The following is a 17961-nucleotide window of genomic DNA, read 5'->3' on the forward strand; positions in this document are numbered from 1 at the left end:
CACTCCACCTTTTTTCTCCCGCTGCGCTCATTGGCACATTAGTTGCAGATTGGAAGCTAAAGAATCTTTTGTTTCACACAATCTCACCGGGGTGCATAATGAAAAAAGTTTTGATGGCGGTTGCCGCAGCGGCATTACTGATGGCACAGGCGGGCAGCGCGCTGGCCGATCAACTGCAGGATATCCAGCAGCGTGGCGTGATCCGCGTGGCTGTGCCCCAGGATTTCCCGCCGTTTGGATCAGTCGGCACGGATCTGCAACCGCAGGGTTACGACATCGACATGGCGAAGTACCTGGCGAAGCAGATGAAACTTAAGTTACAGCTGGTGCCGGTCAGCAGTGCTAACCGGGTGCCTTATCTGCAAACCGACAAGGTCGATCTGGTGATCTCCAGCATGGGCAAAAATGCTGAACGTGAAAAAGTGATCGATTTCACCCGCGCCTATGCGCCGTTCTTCCTTGGCGTCTTTGGGCCGAAGGGCGAAGAGATCAAATCGGCGGCGGCACTCAGCGGCAAGTCGATTGGCGTCACACGCGGTGCGGTGGAGGATATGGTGCTGAGTGAGGTGGCACCGAAGGACGCCCAGGTAAAACGCTACGAAGATAACAACACCACGCTGTCAGCCTACCTCTCCGGTCAGGTGCAGTATGTGGCGACCGGTAACCTGGTCGTGGCCGCGATTGCCCGCCAGAACCCGGCCAAAGCCCCGGTGGCGCAGTTTATGCTGAAAGATTCGCCCTGCTTTATTGGCCTGAAGAAAGACCAGCCGGCACTGAAAGCGAAGATTGATGCGCTGATTGAGCAGGGTATCAAAGATGGCACCCTGAATAGCCTGTCAGAACAGTGGCTGAAAGCCCCGCTGCCCGCCAGCCTCGGCGCCTGAGGAACGGATAATGATCGGGCAACTTAACTTTCCCGCCCTGTGGCCTTACTGGCCGGAGCTGCTCTCCGGCCTGTGGGTCACCATCCAGTTGACGCTGCTGGCCACCGTCGGCGGCGTCAGCCTTGGCATTGTCGGCGCAGCATTGCGCAGCGGCAAACCGAGCTGGATGAGCCGTCTGTGGGGCGTCTACGTCGAGCTGATCCGCAATACGCCGTTCGTGGTGCAACTGTTCTTCATCGTGTTTGGTCTGCCTAACCTGGGCCTGAAACTCACCGCTGGCGAAGCGGCGCTGCTGGCGATGCTGATCAACCTCGGCGCCTACAGCACCGAGATCATCCGCGCCGGTATTCAGGTGACGCCAAAAGGGCAGTGGGAAGCGGGCCGGGTGCTGGGCTTAACCCGTAGCCAGACCTTTTTGCGGGTGGTGCTGCCACCGTCATTGCAGCGCATTTATCCGGCGCTGGTAAGTCAGTGCATCATTGTGATGCTCGGATCGTCGGTGGTGTCGCAGGTCTCCTACGAGGAGCTCACCTTCGCCGCTAACCTGATCCAGTCGCGCACCTTTTTAAGTTTTGAGGTCTATCTGGTGACCACGTTGATCTACCTGGCGTTGTCGATTGCGATGCGTCAGCTGCTGCTGGCCATTGGCCGTAAATGGTTTGGAGTGCAGGCATGATGACAACCTTCACCGACTGGGACATCGTGCGCAACCTGCTGCTGGCGGCGCGCTGGACCCTGCTGCTCTCTCTGGTGGCGTTTGTCGGCGGCACGCTGGTGACGCTGCCGCTGCTGTTTATGCGGCTGCTGCAGCGTAAATGGCTGACGCGCTGGGTGCGCGGCTATACCGCGCTGTTCCAGGGCACGCCGCTGCTGATGCAGCTGTTTCTCGCCTTTTTTGGCGTCGGCCTGTTCGGGATTGACGTCGCGCCCTGGACGGCGGCCTCGCTGGCGCTGACCTTCTACACCAGCGCCTTTCTGGTCGATATCTGGTACGGCAGTATTCGTGCGTTGCCGAAAGGGCAGTGGGAAGCGTCACGCTGTCTTGGCCTGAGCTTCGGTCAGACCCTGGCGCGGGTAATTGCGCCGCAGGCGATCCGCATCGGCATCGCCCCGACCGTGGGCTTCGCTGTGCAGGTGATCAAAGGCACGGCGCTGGCGTCGATTATCGGTTTTATCGAGCTGACCAAAGCCGGCACCATTCTGAACAACGTGACCTACCAGCCATTTAAAGTCTTTGGGCTGGTGGCGCTCGGTTACTTCCTGATGTGTTATCCGCTGTCTCGCTACAGCCAGTATCTGGAGAAAAAATTCAATGCCGCTCATCACCATTAATCAGGTACAAAAATATTACGGCGACAACCATGTGTTGAAAGGCGTGGATCTGGATATCGACATGGGCGAGGTGATCTCGATTATCGGTCGCAGCGGCTCAGGCAAAAGCACTTTGCTGCGCTGCATCAATGGGCTGGAAGGCTATCAGGAAGGCAGCATCAAACTGGGCGGAATGACTATTACCGATCGCGATTCGCAGGCCCGCGAGATCAGCCGTTCAGTCGGCATGGTGTTTCAGAGTTTCAATCTGTTCCCGCACATGACCGCGCTGGAAAACGTGATGCTGGCACCGCGTCGGGTATTGAAAAAGAGCGAGGCGGAGTGCCGGGCGCTGGCGACGCAGATGCTGGAGAAGGTCGGCCTGGGCGAACGCCTCGATTACTATCCCGCCAGCCTCTCTGGCGGCCAGCAGCAGCGGGTAGCAATCGCCCGGGCGCTGGCGATGACGCCGAAAGTTTTACTCTGTGATGAGATCACCTCTGCGCTCGATCCTGAGCTGGTCGGCGAAGTGCTCAAAGTGCTGGAGCAGCTGGCAGCAGAAGGAATGACGCTGATCCTCGTCACCCATGAAATGAACTTCGCCCGCGACGTGGGCGATCGCGTGGTCTTTATGCATCAGGGGCGCGTCTGGGAGCAGGGCGACAGCAAAACGCTGTTTGCACAGCCGCAATCGCCAGAGCTGAAACAGTTTATCTCCTCGGTCCGCCTGTAGGTCTTCAACAAGGAATTTATCATGGATATCACTCGCTACCCGCAACTCAATCCACCGCAACGTCTGCTGATGGGGCCTGGACCGATCAACGCCGATCCGCGCGTGCTGCGCGCCATGTCGAGCCAGCTGCTCGGCCAGTACGATCCCGCCATGACCCACTATATGAATGAGGTGATGGCGCTCTATCGCGGCGTGTTTCGCACTGAAAACCGCTGGACGCTGCTGATTGATGGCACCTCGCGCGCCGGGATCGAAGCGATTCTGCTCTCCGCCATCCGGCCCGGTGACAAAGTGCTGGTGCCGGTGTTTGGCCGCTTTGGTCATCTGCTGTGTGAAATCGCCCGCCGCTGCCGCGCCGAGGTCCACACCATTGAGGTGCCGTGGGGCGAAGTTTTTACTCCGGATCAGATTGAAGATGCGATCAAAAAGGTGCGGCCACGGCTGCTGCTGACGGTGCAGGGCGACACCTCTACCACCATGCTGCAACCGCTGGCGCAGCTGGGCGCGATTTGCAAACAGTATGGCGTGCTGTTCTACACCGATGCCACCGCGTCGCTGGCGGGTAATGCGCTGGAAACCGATGCCTGGGGGCTGGATGCGGTCTCAGCCGGGATGCAGAAGTGCCTGGGCGGGCCATCCGGCACCTCGCCGATCACCCTGAGCGAACAGATGGAAGCGGTGATCCGCAAGCGGAAGTGCGTCGAGCAGGGGATCCGCACCGCCGCGCATCAGGATGGCGAAGAAGAGATGATCTACTCCAACTATTTTGATCTCGGCATGATCATGGATTACTGGGGACCGGAGCGGCTTAATCATCATACAGAGGCGACCAGCGCGCTGTTTGGCGCCCGCGAATGTGCCCGTCTGATCCTGCAGGAAGGGCTGGATAACGGCATCGCCCGCCACAAACTGCACGGAGAGGCGCTGCTGAAAGGGATTCAGGGCATGGGCCTGGAGACCTTTGGCGATCTGCAACACAAAATGAATAACGTGCTGGGCGTGATGATCCCGTCCGGCGTGAACGGCGACCAGGTGCGCAAGCTGATGCTGGAAGATTTCGGCATTGAGATTGGCACCTCGTTTGGCCCGCTGCACGGTAAGGTGTGGCGCATCGGCACCATGGGTTATAACGCGCGTAAAGATTGCGTGATGCAGACGCTGGCGGCGCTGGAAACGGTGCTGACCTATCTGGGCTATCGCACGCCGCAGGGCGCTGCCGCGCAGGCGGCCTGGGACTACTACGGGAGCCAGGCATGATGATGAATGCCAGCGAAGCCCACGCCGCCGCGCAGCGCGTCATGGCGCGCTGTGATGCGCTGGCAGCGATCAGCGAAACGGCGCAGGGACTGACGCGCGTCTATCTGTCGCCAGAGCATCTGCGCGCCAACGCCTGCGTAGGCGAGTGGATGGCCGCCGCCGGAATGCAGGTATGGCAGGATGCGGTCGGCAATATCTGTGGTCGCTATGAAGCCGCGCAAGCCGGGGCGCCCGCCTTGCTGCTGGGCTCGCATCTCGACACGGTGCGTAACGCCGGTCGCTACGACGGGATGCTGGGCGTGCTGAGCGCCATCGAAACCGTGCAGTGGCTGCATCAGCACCAGCAGCGTTTGCCGCTGGCGATTGAGGTGATCGGTTTTTGCGATGAAGAGGGTACGCGCTTTGGCATTACGCTGCTCGGCAGTCGCGGCATTACCGGCAGCTGGCCGCAGAGCTGGGTAACCCATCCTGACGGCAACGGCATTACCGTGGCGCAGGCGATGGCGGATGTCGGGCTCGACAGCCGTGAAATCGCCTCAGCGGCGCGTCGGGTTGAGGATATTGTCGGCTACCTTGAATTGCACATTGAGCAGGGACCCTGCCTGGAGCAGGCGGATCTGCCATTGGGTGTGGTGACGGCGATCAACGGTGCGCGTCGGCTCAACTGCCGTTTCATCGGCGAAGCCGGTCATGCGGGCACGGTACCGATGGCCCACCGCAAAGATGCGCTGGCCGCCGCTGCCGAATGGATGGTGTTTATTGAGCAGGCGACCCGTGAGCAGGACCCGCAGCTGGTCGCCACCGTCGGTACAATTAACTGCGCGCCGGGTGCGGTGAACGTCATCCCTGGCGAGGTAGCGCTGTCGCTGGACGTGCGCGGGCCGCAGGACAATCCGCTGGAAGCGCTGCTCTCCAGCCTGTTAACTCAGGCAGAGGCGATTGCGCTGCGTCGCGGACTCCACTTTGAGGCGAACGAATATTACCGCATCGGGGCCACCGCCTGTGACTCCGCGCTGCAACAGGCGCTGAGTCATGCGGTGGAAACGGTACAGGGACGCAGCCTGTCGCTGCCAAGCGGCGCGGGCCATGATGCGATCGCGATTGCCGAACGCTGGCCGGTCGGGATGCTGTTTGTGCGTAATCACCGCGGCATCAGCCACCATCCGGCGGAGTCGGTAGCGGTGAACGACGTCGCCCCGGCGCTGCAGGCCTATCTGCAGGCGGTCTGTCTGATAGCTGAACGGAGCTGAGCATGGAATTAACCCTCTTTAATCAGTTACCGGCGGAGCAGGCGCTGGCGGCGATTGCCCACTGTGTGGCGATCCCACACTGGCAGCAGGCGCTGGTGGCGGCGCGGCCCTATCCTTCAGTGGCGGCGCTGCTCGCCACCGGCGACAGTCTGGCGCGTCAGTGGCAGAGCGATGATTTACAGGCGGCGCTGGCTGCCCATCCGCGTATCGGCGAGCGGGCCAGCGGCAGCGACAAACAGGCTACCCTGTCGCGCGGTGAACAGTCCGCCATGCAGCAGGCCGATCGGTCGCTGCAGCAGGCGATGCAGCAGGGCAATCAGGCTTATGAGGCGCGTTTTGGCCGGGTGTTTTTAATCCGCGCCAAAGGACGGAGTGCAGAGCAGATGCTGGCGGAATTGCAGCGTCGGTTACAGAATGATCAACAGGCTGAGCAGCAGGAAGCGCTGGATCAGCTGCGGGAAATTACCCTGTTACGCCTGGAGGAGAGTATTGAATGAGCACCGTCACCACCCATATTCTTGATACGGCGCTAGGCAAACCGGCCAGCGGCGTGGCGATTTCGCTGGAGCAAAACAGCCCGGAAGGATGGTTTCCGATTTCTCAGGGCGAGACCGACAGCGACGGTCGTCTGAAAACCTTAACCCCGGAACCGCTGGCGCCAGGCCACTATCGCTTAACGGCGGAGATTGGCGACTATTTTGCCGCCGCCGGTCGGGATGCGCTCTACGTCAGCGCCCAGATCGATTTTGTCATTGCCGAGGCGGGCAGCCATTTCCATCTGCCGTTCCTGATCTCGCCGTGGTCGTGGTCAACCTATCGCGGCAGCTGATCGTCTCCCCTGAACCTCAGCCGGGTCGTTTACAATGAAAAACGATCCGCATCCTGCCACGCCGGGAAGCGTTCACGATAGGCATTGAGCGCCTCCAGCGACAGCTCCGCATCCAGCCGGGCGCGCTGGAACGGCTCGGCGGCACTGAGGATCTCACCCTGCGGCGAAATAATCTGGCTGTCGCCGCGGTACTGATGCTGGTTGCCGTCACTGCCGACCCGGTTACAGCCCGCCACGTAAGCCTGATTTTCAATCGCGCGCGCCAACAGCAGCGCCTGCCAGTGCAACGCACGCGGCGCAGGCCAGTTGGCGACGTACAGCGCCAGATCGTAGTCGTTGCGATTACGCGAAAAGACCGGGAAACGCAGGTCGTAACAGATTTGCGGCAGAATGCGCCAGCCGCGCCATTCCACAATCTGACGCTGCTCGCCGGGCAGATAGTGATGATGCTCGTCCGCCATGCGAAACAGATGCCGCTTGTCATACTGATGCAGCGTGCCGTCCGGCTCGACCAGTAAAAAGCGATTTACCGCGCCGTTTTCGGTCTGGATCGCGGCACTGCCGCCGATCAGGGCGTCAGTCTGCCGGGCGTGCTGCTGCAGCCACTCCACTACCTGTGCCTGCGGCAGCGAATTTTTTGCCGCCTCCATCGCAAAGCCGGTGGTAAACATCTCCGGCAGCAGAATTAAATCGCGTCCGGTGATGCCAGCCAGTTGCTGATCAAAATGGCGCAGATTGGCTTCGCCATCCATCCAGCTCAGTGTTTCCTGCAATAGGGTGATGTTTAAAGCTGACATAGGCGCTCCGCGGCGGCATCCAGCGTCGCCGGCTGTTTAGCGAAACAGAGGCGAATCAGTTTATGAGGAAAGGGATCGGCGCAGAACACCGACAGCGGTATCGCCGCCACACCCACCTCTTTGGTCAGCCACTGGCAGAAACTGACATCGTCCAGATCGGAGATCGCGCTGTAATCCACCAGTAAAAAATAGGTGCCTTCGCACGGCAGCACGTTGAAGCGGCTGTGCTGCAATCCGGCGATCAGCTGGTCGCGCCGTGCCTGATAAAACGCTGGCAGCTCGCGATAATGTTCCGGCTGGTGGCGCAGCATATCGGCAATCGCCAGCTGCGCCGGGGTATTCACCGAAAAGGTCAGATACTGATGCACCTTGCGTACTTCAGCGCTGATTGCCGCAGGCGCAATGCAGTAACCCACTTTCCAGCCGGTCATATGGAAGGTTTTACCAAACGATGAGACGGCAATGGCGCGCTGACGCAGTTCAGGATGGGCCAGCACGCTGGCGTGACCGGCCGGATCGAAGCAGATATGCTCATACACTTCGTCGCTCAGCACATAGACTGGCAGCCCGGCAATAGCCTGCCACAGCGCGGCATAATCCTCGCGCTGCCAGACGGTGGCCGACGGATTGTGCGGCGTATTCAGGATTACCAGCCGGGTTTTGTCACTCAGCAGTGCACTAAAAGCCGTCCAGTCAACGCGAAAAGCCGGTGGCTGCAGGGGGATGCGCTTCAGCACGCCACCCGACAGTTCAACCGCCGGCGCATAACTGTCATAGCTGGGGTCGAAACAGATCACCTCATCGCCCGGCCTGATCAGCGCGGTAATCGCCGCATACAGCGCTTCCGTCGCCCCGGCCGTGACCGTAATCTCCTGATCCACATCCGGACGATAGTCATAAAGCGCCGCGGTCTTCTCCGCAATCGCCTCGCGTAACGGCAACGCACCGGTCATCGGCGCATACTGGTTCGCGCCCTGGCTAACGTGATACGCCAGCCGCTGCTGCAAATAGTCCGGTCCGTTAAAATCAGGGAAGCCCTGAGAAAGGTTGATGGCGTTGTGCTGCTGCGCCAGCGCACTCATCTGGCTAAAAATAGTGGTCCCAAGCGCCGGAAGTTTGCTCTCGGGAATCAGGTTGTGCTGCGTCATGGTTATCTGGCCTTCAGCGCGAATGTCGATGCGGAGTCACCCGGTGTTTGTGCCACTATAAACAGGATGGTAGTATTTGGCAATCGAGACGCTTAGACGGCTAAATGCGTCATGCTACGCACCTCAGCGGCGTTGGCTGCGTTTGCTCCTGCCGTCATGCTCCGCGCGTCAGCGGCGTTGGTTGCGCTTGCTTACCCCGGTCACTGACTGATGTCAGCTCGCGGGGATAAGCGCACTTACCGCCTTGCTGACACACGGATCATTTGGCAGGAGCGTGAGTCTTACTCCTTAAGAATGTAGCAAACATAACCTGTTGTATTTTAGAGGCCGTTACCGTTATCTGAGTCACCAGGCATCACATTCCACCGCAAGGAAATATTTGGCAGGGGCGTGAGTCTTATTCATTAAGAATGTAGCAAACATAACCTGTTGTATTTTAGAGGCCGTTACCGTTATCTGAGTCACCAGACATCACATTCCACCGCAAGGAAACTCTATGTCGGATATTCACCCGTTAGATCAACTGGTCGCCGCCTGTCACTGGATTGGCGCGAAGGGCTGGGCACCCGCGACCGGCGGTAATATGTCTGTGCGTCAGGATGCGCAGATCTGCCTGCTGAGCGAATCGGGTAAAGATAAAGGCACGCTGACCCGCGATGACTTTATTCAGGTTGATATTGCTACCAGCCAGGCGCTGTCAGGCCGTAAGCCGTCGGCGGAAACCGGCCTGCATACGCTGATCTATCGGCTCTTCCCCGAGGCGGGCGCGGTGCTGCACACCCACACCGTCAATGCGACGGTGTTATCGCGGGTCGAGCAGGGCGCTGCGCTGCTGCTGCACGGCTATGAGATGCAGAAAACCCTCACCGGTCAGCATAATCATCTGGATACTGTGGCCATTCCGGTGTTCGACAACTGTCAGGATATTCCGGCGCTGGCGTCGGAAATTGAAGATTACGCCGCCCGGTTTCCGCTGCGCTATGGCTTCCTGCTGCGCGGTCACGGCTTAACCTGCTGGGGCCGTGATGTCAGCGAAGCGCGTCGCCAGCTGGAAGGGCTGGAATTTTTATTTGAATGTGAACGTCAACGTCGCCTGCTGGAGAACGCATGATCCGCGCCATTGTTACCGATATTGAAGGCACCACCAGCGATATCCGCTTTGTCCATAACATCCTGTTTCCGTACGCGCGTCAGCATCTGGCGACTTTCCTGCGTGACCAGCAGCAGCAACCAGAAGTGCAGGCTGCGCTTCAGGCGGTGCGGGATGAGGTCGATCAGCCGCAGGCCGATCTCGCCACCCTGACGCAGATCCTGTTCAGCTTTATGGATCAGGATCGCAAATCTACCGGCCTGAAAGCGCTGCAGGGGATGATCTGGCGCGACGGCTATCTCAACGGCAGTTTTACCGGACATCTCTATCCCGATGTGCTGCCTGCGCTGACCGCCTGGCAGGCGCAAGGCCTTAAACTCTATGTATATTCCTCAGGCTCGGTGGCGGCGCAGAAATTGTTATTTGGCTACAGCGACGAAGGTGATATTACTGGCTTATTCAGCGGCTACTTCGATACTCATGTCGGCGCGAAACGTGACGTCACAGCGTATCACACCATTGCCGCACAGATTGGCCTGCCAGCCGAACAGCTGCTGTTCCTGTCGGATATCCATCAGGAACTGGATGCGGCTGCTCAGGCCGGCTGGCATACCCTGCAGTTGATACGCGGTGAGGCGGATGGCGAAAGCCGCCACCGTCAGGTCACTGATTTTTCTGAGATTAAACCGGAGTCGATTTAGAATGAGTGCACTGACTATTTTTACCGACAGCGAAGCCAGCCAGCCGATATGGCACAGCACCGAGGCAGAAGCGATTCGTGAGCGACTGAATGCCAAAGGCGTTCGTTTTGAGCGCTGGGAAGCCGATCGCGATTTGGGTGAAAATCCGGACCCCGAAACGGTGATCAACGCCTATCAGCACGCTATCGATCGGCTGGTGGCGGAGAAGGGCTATCAGAGCTGGGACGTGATCAGCATGCGCGCCGATAATCCGCAGAAAACCGTGCTGCGCGAAAAGTTTCTTTCCGAGCATACCCACGGCGAAGATGAGGTGCGTTTCTTTGTTGAGGGTGCCGGACTCTTTTGCCTGCATCTGGATGGCGAAATCCTGCAGATCCTGTGCGAAAAGAACGATCTGATCTCAGTGCCGGCCGGCACGCCACACTGGTTTGATATGGGATCGTCACCGCATTTCACCGCCATCCGGATTTTTGATAATCAGGAAGGCTGGGTGGCGAACTTTACCGGCGATAAGATTGCGGATGCTTATCCGCGTCTGGCGTAATCGGTCAGATCCTATCGGTGATCCCGCTGAGCGCAGCGGGATCACCGGCTGACTTACTGTGGCTGGAAAATCCCGGCCTGAACCTGCTCAGGTGTCACCACGCCGGTGTCCAGCACCCAGCCGCTGATCAGGGCGGCTGGCGTCACATCAAACGCCGGGTTATAGACGTTCGCCGCTTCAGGCGCCCACTGCACGCTACCAAAACTGCCAGCCACGCCGGTCACTTCGCTGGCGGCGCGCTGCTCGATCGGGATCGCTGCGCCGTTCGGGCATCCGCGATCTAGGGTGGTGTGCGGCGCGGCAACGTAAAACGGGATCTGATGGTAGTGTGCCAGCACCGCGAGGCTGTAAGTGCCGATCTTATTGGCAACGTCGCCGTTGGCGGCAATCCGGTCCGCGCCGACCCACACTGCATCCACCTGTTTAGTGGCCATCAGGCTGGCGGCCATGCTGTCGGTAATCAGGGTATAAGGAACCGCCAGTTCGCCCAGCTCCCACGCGGTTAACCGACCACCCTGTAACAGCGGGCGGGTTTCATCCACCCAGACATTATTAACCCGGCCCTGCTGATGAGCGCGAACAATCACTCCCAGCGCGGTGCCGACGCCCGCCGTTGCCAGCCCGCCGGTGTTGCAGTGGGTCAGCAACTGGCTGCCAGGTTTCACCAGCGCGCTGCCTGCGGTGGCAATCGCTTCGCACAGTTGCTTATCTTCTTCGACCAGCCGCCAGGCTTCTTCTGCCAGCGCGGTCGCGAACGCCGGCTGCGCCAGCGCCTGTTTCATCCGATCGAGGTTGTTCATCAGATTGACGGCGGTAGGGCGGGCGGCACGCAGGATCGCCAGCGACTCTGCCAGTTGCGTCTGGCTCTGACCCTGTTCTGCCAGCAACGCCAGCAGCAATGAGGCGGAAAGGCCAATCAGCGGCGCACCGCGTACCCGCAACGCGTGAATATGCTCAACCAGCTGCGCGACGCTGTGCGCCGGCAGCCAGTTTTTTTGCTGCGGTAATGCCTGCTGATCGAGTATCCAGAGCTGATTGTCACGAACCTGTAAGCTGGTGGTCTGAAGAGTCTGCATGGTGGGTTAAATCCCTGTTGCGTTAATGTCGGTTATTGTGCCAACATGCTCGGCGGATGTATAGACGTCTGAACGGCTTTTACACCGGGATTATTCCGCCTTCGAATGATGAGGAACAGGCAATGTCGCAATACCGTACCTTCACCGCTGCTGACGCGGTGGACTATGCCCGACAATTTGGCGGGCTGGACGATCCCTCCGTCCTGAGCCGTGCCGAAGAGATTGGCGACGGCAACCTCAACCTGGTGTTTAAAATTTATGATAACCAGGGCAACAGCCGGGTGGTGGTCAAGCAGGCACTGCCGTACGTGCGCTGTGTCGGTGAGTCCTGGCCTCTGACGCTGGATCGGGCGCGGCTTGAAGCGCAGACCCTGGTCGAGCATTACAAATATTGTCCGCAGCACACGGTGCAGATTACCCATTACGACGCGGATCTGGCGGTGATGGTAATGGAAGATCTCTCCAGCCATCATATCTGGCGCAGCGAGCTGGTGAAGGGCGTTCACTACCCTGACGCGCCACGGCAGCTGGGCGAGTATCTGGCGCAGACCCTGTTTCACACCTCCGATTTCGTGCTGCATCCGCATCACAAGAAAGCGGAAGTGGCGCGCTTTATTAATCCGGAAATGTGCGAAATCACCGAAGATCTCTTCTTTAACGATCCCTACACCGATCATCCGCGCAACAGCTATCCGGCAGCGCTGGAGCCGCTGGTTGACAGCCTGCGTCACGATGATGCGCTGCGTATTGCGGTGGCCGGTCTCAAGCACCGCTTCTTCGCCCACGCCGAAGCTCTGCTGCATGGCGATATTCACAGCGGATCGATTTTCGTCGCAGACGGCAGCCTGAAGGCGATTGATGCGGAATTTGGCTATTTCGGACCGATAGGCTTTGACGTCGGCACCGCGCTTGGCAACCTGCTGATCAATTACTGTGGCTTGCCTGGCCTGCTGCCACCGCGTGAAGCGGCTGATGGGCGCGAACAACGCCTCAGCGATGTGCATCGCGTCTGGACAACCTTCTCCAGCCGTTTCCAGGCGCTGGCTGCCGAGAAAACGGCTGACGTGGCGCTGGCCTATCCCGGCTATGTCGGGGCGTTTCTGCGCAAAGTATGGGCGGATACTATCGGCTACTGCGGAACCGAACTGATTCGCCGCACGGTAGGCATGTCACACGTGGCGGATATGAAGCTGATTGCCGATCCGGCGATGCGCACTGACTGCATCCGTAACGCGATTAACCTTGGACGCACGCTGATTCTGGCGGCCGATCACGTTGAAGATGCCGATGCGCTGATTGCCCGCATCCGTCAGGCAGGATAAAAAAAGGCCGACGTGATGTCGGCCTTGAGATAAAACAAAGATTGTCGGCGATGAGGGTGTGCCCGCGCCGGAAACACCATCAGATTAAACATTAAAGCCATCCCTGGCTCGCGCTGAGCGTGCCAGGGATGGCTTTTTTGCCTCTTTACGGAGGGCGTCGCTGAATTAACGGGCCGACATCACATCGGCCCGCAACCTTATGCCGCCTCGCTGGCGCGTGGCGAAGCGGATTGTGGTTTCTTCTCCGGCACCGGCACTGCCAGCGCATCCGCTTCAAACTCATCCACATTGATAGAACGCAGGCGGCTGGTTTCAGCGCGGCGCAATATCTCTGCTTCTTTATCGTCAATCCAGCCCTGCTCCAGCGCCCGTTTTGCCAGCTCATCCAGCCGGGTAAAGGAGAGATGCTGCTTGTGCTGTTTGCTCAGTCTGTCGTGAATCACTTCTGCGGCCATTACATCCTGCAACGCCTGTTCCAGCTGACCGGCCGGATTATTTTCCACCGGCGCCAGATACTGTCCGCGTCCCAGACGGGTACGGGTGGCAGACGGCAGCTGCAGTATTTTTGCCAGCTGATGATCCAGACGATCGGACGGGGCCGGGCAGTGGTGGCCACCGGCAAAAATCACCAGCCGTAATGCGCCTGCCACCATCCGGTTAGGGAAGTTGCGCAGCAGGTCATCGATCGCCACTTCCGCCTGATGCAGCGCATCCTGAACGCCCCAGTGCACCAGCGGCAGGTCCGCTTCATTGCGGCCTTCGTCGTCATAGCGTTTCAGGGTGGCAGAGGCCAGATAGAGCTGGCTCAGGACATCACCCAGTCGCGCCGAAATGCGTTCACGGCGTTTCAGGCTGCCGCCCAGCACCGCCATTGAGACATCCGACAGCAACGCGAGGTTAGCGCTGATGCGGTTGAGCTGCTGATAATAGCGGCGCGTGGCATCGCGGGTTGGGGTCGCGCTGGTGCGTCCGCCAGTTAAACCGAGCCACAGGCTGCGTACCTGATTACTGCCGACGTGGCCGATATGGCTGAACAGCGCGCGATCAAAGGCGTTAACGTCGTTACTCGCCGCGGCCGCCATCTCCTGCAGAATATAAGGATGGCAACGAATAGCGCCCTGACCGAAGATGATCATGCTGCGGGTTAAGATGTTGGCCCCTTCAACGGTAATGGCGATCGGTGCACCCTGATAGGTGCGTGCCAGGAAGTTGCTGTTGCCGAGCATAATGCCTTTACCCCCGGCAATATCCATCGCGTCGATGATCGCCCGCTGACCACGATGGGTGCAGTGATATTTCACAATCGCCGACAGCACCGCCGGTTTTTCGCCCTGCATAATGCCCGCGGTGATCAGCGTCGCCGCCGCATCCATCACGTAGGCGTTACCGGCGATACGCGCCAGCGGCTCTTCAATCCCTTCCATTTTACCGATCGACAGTCTGAACTGACGGCGGATATGGGCATAGGCCCCAATCGCCAGCGCCGCGCTTTTCAGGCTGCCGGTCGAGTTGGATGGCAGAGTGATGCCGCGACCCACTGACAGACATTCAACCAGCATACGCCAGCCCTGTCCGGCCATTTCCGGTCCGCCGATGATGTAATCGATCGGCACGAAAATATCCTTGCCGCGCGTCGGACCGTTCTGGAACGGTACGTTCAGCGGGAAGTGACGATGACCGATCTCGACGCCGGGGGTGTTAGTCGGGATCAGCGCGCAGGTAATGCCCGGACTGGCGTTGTCGCTGAGCAGATGGTCGGGATCGGAGAGTTTAAATGCCAGCCCCAGCACGGTGGCGATCGGTGCCAGCGTAATGTAGCGTTTGTTCCAGGTCAGCCGCATACCCAGCACCTGCTGACCCTGCCATTCACCCATGCAGACCACGCCGGTATCGGGAATCGCACCGGCATCTGAACCCGCTTCCGGGCTGGTCAGGGCGAAGCAGGGGATCTCTTCACCTCGCGCCAGACGCGGTAAATAGTGGTTTTTCTGTTTTTCAGTACCGTAGTGCTGCAGCAGTTCGCCCGGACCGAGTGAGTTCGGTACGCCAACGGTAATCGCCAGAATGCCCGATACGCCCGCCAGTTTCTGCAACACGCGCGCCTGAGCGTAGGCGGAAAACTCCAGCCCGCCATACTCTTTTTTGATGATCATGGCGAAGAAGCGATGCTGTTTCAGATAAGCCCACAGTTCCGGCGGCAGATCGGCCAATTCATGGGTAATCTGGAAATCATTCGCCATCCGGCACGCTTCTTCAACCGGGCCATCCAGGAAGGCCTGCTCATCTGGCGTCAGGCGAGGCTGCGGATAGTTGTGCAGCTTCTGCCAGTCCGGTTTGCCCTGAAACAGATCGCCTTCCCACCAGGTGGTACCGGCATCGATCGCCTCTTTCTCGGTGCGTGACATCGGCGGCATCACCTGCTGAAAACGCTGCAACATCGGTTTTGAGAACAGGTTGCGGCGCAGCGATGGCAGGTTAAACGGCAGCAGAATAATTGCCAGCGGCAGCAGCAGCCACGGCGTCCAGAGGTGTGCGGCCGCCATCGCTGCGGTCCACAGCAGCAGAATCAGGCTGCTCAGCCGCAATGACAGGCGGTGATAGAACAGGGCGCCAATCAGCACCACCGTGGCAAGTATCGAAACAACCATCATAATGAACCACTCCATAAGAAGTAAGAGGTCTGACCTGTTATGCATAGAGGTTTAGAATAGTTGGCTGTTTTTATCAATTCGTTTACATCGCAATTACAACCTGACTCACAAAATCAATTTTTCGACCCGTTTCGCTTCCGACTGTGCAGAGATAATGCCAGCGGCAGTCGGGTGGGGATGGCGTGATGCTTTGCGCTGCCCGGCCATTCCGTTAAACTTGCTGCGATTAACCTCTCCTAAAAAAGGACACGCCTATGTACCAGGACATCATCCGCTCTGAGCTTAACGAAGCCGCTGATACGCTAAATAAATTCCTTAGCGATGACGCCAATATCCATGCGATCCAGCGTGCTGCGGTGCTGCTGGCAGACAGCTTTAAGGCGGGCGGCAAGGTGCTCTCCTGCGGCAACGGTGGGTCGCACTGCGACGCGATGCATTTTGCTGAAGAGCTGACCGGCCGCTATCGTGAAAATCGTCCTGGCTATCCGGCGATCGCCATTTCAGACGTCAGCCATCTCTCCTGCGTCAGTAATGACTTCGGCTACGATTATGTATTCTCACGCTACATTGAAGCGGTAGGCCGTCCGGGCGACGTGCTGCTGGGGCTCTCCACCTCCGGTAACTCTGCCAACATTATCAAGGCGATTGAGGCGGCACGGGCGCAGGGGATGAAAGTGATCACCCTGACCGGCAAAGATGGCGGTAAGATGGCGGGCAGTGCCGATATTGAAATCCGGGTGCCGCACTTTGGCTATGCCGATCGCATTCAGGAGATCCACATTAAAGTGATCCATATCCTGATGCTGCTGATTGAAAAAGAGATGGTGAAGTAACTCGTTAGCCTCTCGCCTGGCGGGAGGCGTCTGACTCTAAGGCGGTGGCTATGTGCGAATTGCTCGGGATGAGCGCCAATGTTCCCACGGATATCTGTTTCAGCTTTACCGGCCTGGTGCAGCGTGGTGGCGGAACCGGCCCACATAAAGATGGCTGGGGCATTACCTTTTACGAAGATAAGGGCTGTCGTACCTTTAAAGATCCGCTGCCGAGCTTCAACTCACCGATAGCGCGGCTGGTGCAGGAGTATCCGATCAAATCGCATTCGGTGGTGGCGCACATCCGCCAGGCGAATCGTGGTCAGGTCTCGCTGGAAAATACCCATCCGTTTACCCGCGAATTGTGGGGTCGCAACTGGACCTATGCCCATAACGGACAGTTAAAAGGCTACCGTCTGCTTGAGACCGGCACCTTTCGCCCGGTCGGAGAGACCGACAGCGAGAAAGCGTTCTGCTGGATTCTGCATCAGCTGGCGACGCGTTATCCGCGCACGCCGGGCAACTGGCCCGCGGTGTTTCGCTTTATTGGCGAGCTGGCGGGCAGCCTGCGGCAGAAAGGGGTGTTTAACATGCTGCTGTCGGATGGGCGTTATCTGATGGCCTTCTGCTCCACCAACCTGTTCTGGATCACCCGGCGCGCGCCGTTTGGCCGCGCGCAGCTGCTCGATCAGGATGTCGAAGTTGATTTCCAGCAGCACACCACGCCGCACGACGTGGTGACGGTGATTGCCACGCAGCCGCTGACGGCCAATGAAACCTGGCAGCGGATTGTGCCAGGTGAGTGGGCGTTATTCTGCCTTGGAGAGCGCCAGGAATGAGCGTGAAGCAGCATCGGGATTGGTCACGACCGGGCTGCTGTTCATCACATACTTACCGCTGGTGACATTCACCGTCGGCGGCTGGTGATACTTCGCAAAATAAGCGTAACCCGGCTGCAACTGCTGCCAGAAACTGGCGTAGGTGGAGTAACGGTGACGCTGCATATTGCTGTCGGTCATGCGGAACGGATAGATACTGATGCTGATATCCTGCTGGCCGTTACGCAGCGCCGCATTCACATAAGTAAAAATCTCATCCATATAGGCGTTAGTCATGGCGTAGCAGCCAATCGATTTGCAGTCGCCATGGATCATCAGGTAGTTACCGCTGTAGCCCTGATTGCGATCGTACTGATTCGGAAAGCCGATGTTGATCGCGCGATAAAACCGGCTATCCGGTTTCAGCTGGTTCAGCCTGACGTTATAAAATCCTTCCGGGCTTTTGAAATCGCCTTCACGACGTTTCGGGCCGAGGCCACCAGAAAAATTACAGATGCGGTAGGTATCCAGCAGGCGGTATTCGTTACCAATTTTGCCGTACAGTTCGAGGGTACGCTCTTCCTTGAAAATCTGAATATAGACCGGCGTGCCGAGTAACTGTTTCTTTAATTCTTTACTGACCGGTGCCGCTTGCTGCGCGGGTTCGGGGGTCATTGCCATGCTGAGGGCTGGCAGTAAAATCATCGCAAACAGGAGTGCGATTTTGCCCATGCTGTG

At 58.7% G+C, this 17961-nt stretch carries 19 protein-coding genes; 14 read left to right on the top strand and 5 right to left on the bottom strand.

Annotated elements, in window-relative coordinates; translation table 11 throughout:
• The first annotated feature begins 98 nt into the window (after positions 1-98).
• Genes WFK59_RS00105 through uraH form a run of 8 tightly spaced genes read left to right on the top strand, consistent with a single transcriptional unit; the run spans position 99 to position 6264 of the window.
• The gene (locus WFK59_RS00105) at positions 99-884 is read left to right on the top strand and encodes a transporter substrate-binding domain-containing protein (RefSeq protein ID WP_233985215.1); all 786 of its coding nucleotides are present in this window, start codon (positions 99-101) and stop codon (positions 882-884) included.
• Between the two features lie 10 nt (positions 885-894).
• The gene (locus WFK59_RS00110; protein ID WP_233985214.1) at positions 895-1560 is read left to right on the top strand and encodes an amino acid ABC transporter permease; all 666 of its coding nucleotides are present in this window, start codon (positions 895-897) and stop codon (positions 1558-1560) included.
• On the top strand, positions 1560-2216 hold the full coding sequence (locus WFK59_RS00115) for an amino acid ABC transporter permease (protein ID WP_233988218.1): 657 nt from the start codon (positions 1560-1562) through the stop codon (positions 2214-2216). Before WFK59_RS00110 ends, WFK59_RS00115 begins: the two co-directional genes overlap by 1 nt.
• Positions 2197-2928, top strand: a complete 732-nt coding sequence (locus tag WFK59_RS00120; RefSeq protein WP_233985213.1) for an amino acid ABC transporter ATP-binding protein — start codon at positions 2197-2199, stop codon at positions 2926-2928. The genes WFK59_RS00115 and WFK59_RS00120 overlap by 20 nt, the downstream gene beginning before the upstream one ends.
• 21 nt (positions 2929-2949) lie before the next feature.
• On the top strand, positions 2950-4185 hold the full coding sequence (locus WFK59_RS00125; protein ID WP_336754752.1) for a pyridoxal-phosphate-dependent aminotransferase family protein: 1236 nt from the start codon (positions 2950-2952) through the stop codon (positions 4183-4185).
• A complete protein-coding gene (gene hpxK / locus WFK59_RS00130) occupies positions 4182-5435 on the top strand; it encodes an allantoate amidohydrolase (RefSeq protein WP_336754753.1) in 1254 nt (417 codons plus the stop codon). Before WFK59_RS00125 ends, hpxK begins: the two co-directional genes overlap by 4 nt.
• 2 nt (positions 5436-5437) lie before the next feature.
• Entirely contained in the window at positions 5438-5932 is a 495-nt protein-coding gene (uraD, locus tag WFK59_RS00135; RefSeq protein WP_233985210.1) for a 2-oxo-4-hydroxy-4-carboxy-5-ureidoimidazoline decarboxylase, read from the top strand.
• Positions 5929-6264 (top strand): hydroxyisourate hydrolase, encoded by a 336-nt coding sequence (gene uraH / locus WFK59_RS00140; RefSeq protein WP_233985209.1) that lies wholly within the window; start codon positions 5929-5931, stop codon positions 6262-6264. Before uraD ends, uraH begins: the two co-directional genes overlap by 4 nt.
• Before the next feature lie 29 nt (positions 6265-6293).
• Here uraH and WFK59_RS00145 read toward each other — a convergent pair whose 3' ends face one another.
• Both WFK59_RS00145 and WFK59_RS00150 read right to left on the bottom strand, forming a co-directional pair.
• Entirely contained in the window at positions 6294-7061 is a 768-nt protein-coding gene (locus WFK59_RS00145) for an amidohydrolase (protein ID WP_233985208.1), read from the bottom strand.
• On the bottom strand, positions 7049-8209 hold the full coding sequence (locus WFK59_RS00150; protein WP_233985207.1) for a pyridoxal phosphate-dependent aminotransferase: 1161 nt from the start codon (positions 8207-8209) through the stop codon (positions 7049-7051). Before WFK59_RS00150 ends, WFK59_RS00145 begins: the two co-directional genes overlap by 13 nt.
• 496 nt (positions 8210-8705) lie before the next feature.
• Between WFK59_RS00150 and WFK59_RS00155 the strand changes: the two genes are divergently transcribed.
• The 3 genes from WFK59_RS00155 to WFK59_RS00165 are packed head-to-tail and all read left to right on the top strand — an operon-like array spanning position 8706 to position 10544.
• Entirely contained in the window at positions 8706-9320 is a 615-nt protein-coding gene (locus tag WFK59_RS00155) for a methylthioribulose 1-phosphate dehydratase (RefSeq protein WP_233985206.1), read from the top strand.
• Positions 9317-10000: an acireductone synthase gene (gene mtnC, locus WFK59_RS00160; protein ID WP_233985205.1), complete on the top strand. Its 684-nt coding sequence runs from the start codon at positions 9317-9319 to the stop codon at positions 9998-10000. The genes WFK59_RS00155 and mtnC overlap by 4 nt, the downstream gene beginning before the upstream one ends.
• Position 10001: 1 nt before the next feature.
• Positions 10002-10544 carry a 1,2-dihydroxy-3-keto-5-methylthiopentene dioxygenase gene (locus WFK59_RS00165; protein WP_233985204.1) on the top strand — a complete coding sequence of 181 codons (543 nt, stop codon included), beginning with the start codon at positions 10002-10004 and terminating at the stop codon, positions 10542-10544.
• A gap of 53 nt (positions 10545-10597) precedes the next feature.
• On the opposite strand, the gene mtnA is transcribed toward WFK59_RS00165, so the two are convergent.
• A complete protein-coding gene (gene mtnA / locus WFK59_RS00170) occupies positions 10598-11620 on the bottom strand; it encodes an S-methyl-5-thioribose-1-phosphate isomerase (protein ID WP_233985203.1) in 1023 nt (340 codons plus the stop codon).
• Positions 11621-11742: 122 nt separating this feature from the next.
• Here mtnA and mtnK point away from each other — a divergent pair, with 122 nt between their 5' ends.
• Positions 11743-12942 (top strand): S-methyl-5-thioribose kinase, encoded by a 1200-nt coding sequence (gene mtnK / locus WFK59_RS00175; RefSeq protein WP_233985202.1) that lies wholly within the window; start codon positions 11743-11745, stop codon positions 12940-12942.
• 197 nt (positions 12943-13139) lie between these two features.
• Here mtnK and fadE read toward each other — a convergent pair whose 3' ends face one another.
• Positions 13140-15593 (bottom strand): acyl-CoA dehydrogenase FadE, encoded by a 2454-nt coding sequence (gene fadE / locus WFK59_RS00180; RefSeq protein WP_336754754.1) that lies wholly within the window; start codon positions 15591-15593, stop codon positions 13140-13142.
• 254 nt (positions 15594-15847) lie between these two features.
• On the opposite strand from fadE, the gene lpcA reads away from it, so the two are divergent.
• A complete protein-coding gene (gene lpcA, locus WFK59_RS00185; RefSeq protein ID WP_003851153.1) occupies positions 15848-16426 on the top strand; it encodes a D-sedoheptulose 7-phosphate isomerase in 579 nt (192 codons plus the stop codon).
• Positions 16427-16476: 50 nt separating this feature from the next.
• Complete coding sequence (locus WFK59_RS00190) at positions 16477-17244, top strand: class II glutamine amidotransferase (protein WP_336754755.1); 768 nt, start codon at positions 16477-16479, stop codon at positions 17242-17244.
• On the opposite strand, the gene dpaA is transcribed toward WFK59_RS00190, so the two are convergent.
• On the bottom strand, positions 17215-17955 hold the full coding sequence (gene dpaA, locus WFK59_RS00195) for a peptidoglycan meso-diaminopimelic acid protein amidase (protein WP_233985200.1): 741 nt from the start codon (positions 17953-17955) through the stop codon (positions 17215-17217). The genes WFK59_RS00190 and dpaA overlap by 30 nt on opposite strands.
• Between the last annotated feature and the right edge of the window lie 6 nt (positions 17956-17961).

Source organism: Pantoea sp. USHLN298, from assembly GCF_037149395.1.
Lineage (GTDB): Bacteria > Pseudomonadota > Gammaproteobacteria > Enterobacterales > Enterobacteriaceae > Pantoea > Pantoea astica.

Excerpts from the sequence above, each read along its gene's own strand:
- WFK59_RS00105 (WP_233985215.1), top strand. The coding sequence starts at position 99 with ATGAAAAAAGTTTTGATGGCGGTTGCCGCAGCGGCATTACTGATGGCA.
- WFK59_RS00110 (WP_233985214.1), top strand. The coding sequence starts at position 895 with ATGATCGGGCAACTTAACTTTCCCGCCCTGTGGCCTTACTGGCCGGAG.
- WFK59_RS00115 (WP_233988218.1), top strand. The coding sequence starts at position 1,560 with ATGACAACCTTCACCGACTGGGACATCGTGCGCAACCTGCTGCTGGCG.
- WFK59_RS00120 (WP_233985213.1), top strand. The coding sequence starts at position 2,197 with ATGCCGCTCATCACCATTAATCAGGTACAAAAATATTACGGCGACAAC.
- WFK59_RS00125 (WP_336754752.1), top strand. The coding sequence starts at position 2,950 with ATGGATATCACTCGCTACCCGCAACTCAATCCACCGCAACGTCTGCTG.
- hpxK (WP_336754753.1), top strand. The coding sequence starts at position 4,182 with ATGATGATGAATGCCAGCGAAGCCCACGCCGCCGCGCAGCGCGTCATG.
- uraD (WP_233985210.1), top strand. The coding sequence starts at position 5,438 with ATGGAATTAACCCTCTTTAATCAGTTACCGGCGGAGCAGGCGCTGGCG.
- uraH (WP_233985209.1), top strand. The coding sequence starts at position 5,929 with ATGAGCACCGTCACCACCCATATTCTTGATACGGCGCTAGGCAAACCG.
- WFK59_RS00145 (WP_233985208.1), bottom strand. The coding sequence starts at position 7,061 with ATGTCAGCTTTAAACATCACCCTATTGCAGGAAACACTGAGCTGGATG.
- WFK59_RS00150 (WP_233985207.1), bottom strand. The coding sequence starts at position 8,209 with ATGACGCAGCACAACCTGATTCCCGAGAGCAAACTTCCGGCGCTTGGG.
- WFK59_RS00155 (WP_233985206.1), top strand. The coding sequence starts at position 8,706 with ATGTCGGATATTCACCCGTTAGATCAACTGGTCGCCGCCTGTCACTGG.
- mtnC (WP_233985205.1), top strand. The coding sequence starts at position 9,317 with ATGATCCGCGCCATTGTTACCGATATTGAAGGCACCACCAGCGATATC.
- WFK59_RS00165 (WP_233985204.1), top strand. The coding sequence starts at position 10,002 with ATGAGTGCACTGACTATTTTTACCGACAGCGAAGCCAGCCAGCCGATA.
- mtnA (WP_233985203.1), bottom strand. The coding sequence starts at position 11,620 with ATGCAGACTCTTCAGACCACCAGCTTACAGGTTCGTGACAATCAGCTC.
- mtnK (WP_233985202.1), top strand. The coding sequence starts at position 11,743 with ATGTCGCAATACCGTACCTTCACCGCTGCTGACGCGGTGGACTATGCC.
- fadE (WP_336754754.1), bottom strand. The coding sequence starts at position 15,593 with ATGATGGTTGTTTCGATACTTGCCACGGTGGTGCTGATTGGCGCCCTG.
- lpcA (WP_003851153.1), top strand. The coding sequence starts at position 15,848 with ATGTACCAGGACATCATCCGCTCTGAGCTTAACGAAGCCGCTGATACG.
- WFK59_RS00190 (WP_336754755.1), top strand. The coding sequence starts at position 16,477 with ATGTGCGAATTGCTCGGGATGAGCGCCAATGTTCCCACGGATATCTGT.
- dpaA (WP_233985200.1), bottom strand. The coding sequence starts at position 17,955 with ATGGGCAAAATCGCACTCCTGTTTGCGATGATTTTACTGCCAGCCCTC.